The following is a 2,500-nucleotide window of genomic DNA, read 5'->3' on the forward strand; positions in this document are numbered from 1 at the left end:
TGGTTGCGGGGACAGGATTTGAACCTGTGACCTTCAGGTTATGAGCCTGACGAGCTACCGGGCTGCTCCACCCCGCGCCACCATGGTCGCCCGAGTTGGGCGGAAGGGGTGTAGGGACATTGTGAATGGTTATGTGCACCGGCTTCAATGCCTGGCGACGACCTACTCTTCCATCGCTTGAGCGATAGTACCATTGGCGCAGGTTGGTTTCACGGCCGAGTTCGGGATGGGATCGGGTGGTTCACAAACGCTATAGCCACCAGGCAATGAAGGCGGTGCACTTTTTTTTCAAATCGATGTTTCGAAGGCTGAGGATCAACCACTTGGGGTCAGCCAGTGCTGACGTTGGGGGTGTGAACTCTCTTAAGCGCGAATAGGACAATTAGTATCGGTTAGCTTCACGCGTTACCGCGCTTCCACATCCGATCTATCGAGGTCGTGGTCTCCGACCGTCCTAAGAAATCTTATCTTGAGGGAGGCTTCCCGCTTAGATGCTTTCAGCGGTTATCCCGTCCATGCATAGCTACCCTGCTGCGCCGTTGGCACGACGACAGGTACACCAGAGGCATGTTCACCCCGGTCCTCTCGTACTAGGGGCAACTCCTCTCAAATTTCGACGCCCACGGCAGATAGGGACCAAACTGTCTCGCGACGTTCTGAACCCAGCTCACGTACCACTTTAATTGGCGAACAGCCAAACCCTTGGGACCTGCTCCAGCCCCAGGATGTGATGAGCCGACATCGAGGTGCCAAACAACCCCGTCGATATGAGCTCTTGGGGGTTATCAGCCTGTTATCCCCGGCGTACCTTTTATCCGTTGAGCGATGGCCCTTCCACGAGGGACCACCGGATCACTATGACCGACTTTCGTCTCTGCTCGACTTGTCAGTCTCGCAGTCAGGCTGGCTTATGCCATTGCACTCTAACAGACGGTTTCCAACCGTCCTGAGCCAACCTTCGCGCGCCTCCGTTACTCTTTAGGAGGCGACCGCCCCAGTCAAACTACCCGCCACAGAGGGTCCCTCGCCCAGTTTCATGGGCGCAGGTTAGACATCAGAAAACAACAGGGTGGTATTTCACCTATGGCTCCACACCGGCTGGCGCCAATGCTTCAAAGCCTCCCACCTATGCTACACAGTTCTTTCCTAATGCCACTCTGAAGCTGCAGTAAAGGTGCACGGGGTCTTTCCGTCTAACCGCGGGTACTCCGCATCTTCACGGAGAATTCAATTTCGCTGAGCATGTCCTGGAGACAGTGGGGAAGTCGTTACGCCATTCGTGCAGGTCGGAACTTACCCGACAAGGAATTTCGCTACCTTAGGACCGTTATAGTTACGGCCGCCGTTTACCTGGGCTTCATTTCAGAGCTTGCACCCCTCCACTTAACCTTCAGGCACCGGGCAGGCGTCAGGCCCTATACGTCGTCTTGAAGCCGACTTAGCAGAGCCCTGTGTTTTTGCTAAACAGTCGCTACCCCCTGGCCTGTGCCCCCAGCAAGAGCTTGCGCCTATGCTGGGCCTCCTTCTTCCGAAGGTACGGAGGCAATTTGCCGAGTTCCTTCAGGACACTTCTCTCAAGCGCCTTGGTATACTCTACCAGACCACCTGTGTCGGTTTCGGGTACGGTCTATACGGTGGGGCTATTTCCCGGGACAGCTTCGAAGCACGATCAATCCGATAAGATCGTACAACACACGCCATCCGTCACACACCACCAGGCCCACGAATATTAACGTGGTTCCCATCGACTACCCCCTTCGGGCTCGTCTTAGGGGCCGGCTCACCCTGCGCGGATTAGCCTTGCGCAGGAACCCTTGGTCTTTCGGCGAGAGGGCATCTCACCCTCTTTATCGCTACTCATGTCTGCATTCGCACTTCCGATACCTCCACGGTCCATTACCAGACCGCTTCACAGGCGTACGGAACGCTCCGCTACCGCGTACACATGCGTGTACACCCTAAGCTTCGGTGCGTGTCTTGAGCCCCGTTACATCTTCGCCGCAGGAACCCTTGTTTAGACCAGTGAGCTGTTACGCTTTCTTTAAAGGATGGCTGCTTCTAAGCCAACCTCCTGGTTGTTTTGGGATTCCCACATGCTTTCCCACTTAGACACGACTTGGGGACCTTAGCTGTAGGTCAGGGCTGTTTCCCTTTTGACGACGGACCTTAGCACCCGCCGTCTGTCTCCCGGATATCACTCTTATGTATTCGGAGTTTGGTTAGTATTGGTAGATCTCGCGACCCCCGCAACCATCCAGTGCTCTACCCCATAAGGTGTCCATCCGAGGCACTACCTCAATAGTTTTCGCGGAGAACCAGCTATTTCCCGGCTTGATTGGCCTTTCACCCCTAAACACAACTCATCCGGTAACTTTTCAACGTTAATCGGTTCGGACCTCCAGTGGGTGTTACCCCACCTTCATCCTGGTCATGCCTAGATCGCCGGGTTTCGGGTCTAATCCATCAAACTATAGCGCCCTATTCAGACTCGCTTTCGCTG

The 2,500-nt window shown here is 55.0% G+C and carries 1 tRNA gene and 2 rRNA genes (1 of these 3 cut by a window edge); all 3 read right to left on the bottom strand.

The window, feature by feature from the left end:
- A tRNA-Met gene (locus ACTHQV_RS19035) sits at positions 1-77 on the bottom strand.
- 72 nt (positions 78-149) lie between these two features.
- Positions 150-264 (bottom strand): 5S ribosomal RNA (gene rrf / locus ACTHQV_RS19040).
- A 99-nt stretch (positions 265-363) separates the two neighbouring features.
- Positions 364-2,500, bottom strand: a 23S ribosomal RNA gene (locus ACTHQV_RS19045); it runs 681 nt beyond the window's last position.

It is taken from the genome of Sphingomonas sp. SAFR-052 (genome assembly GCF_051965015.1).
Lineage (GTDB): Bacteria > Pseudomonadota > Alphaproteobacteria > Sphingomonadales > Sphingomonadaceae > Sphingomonas.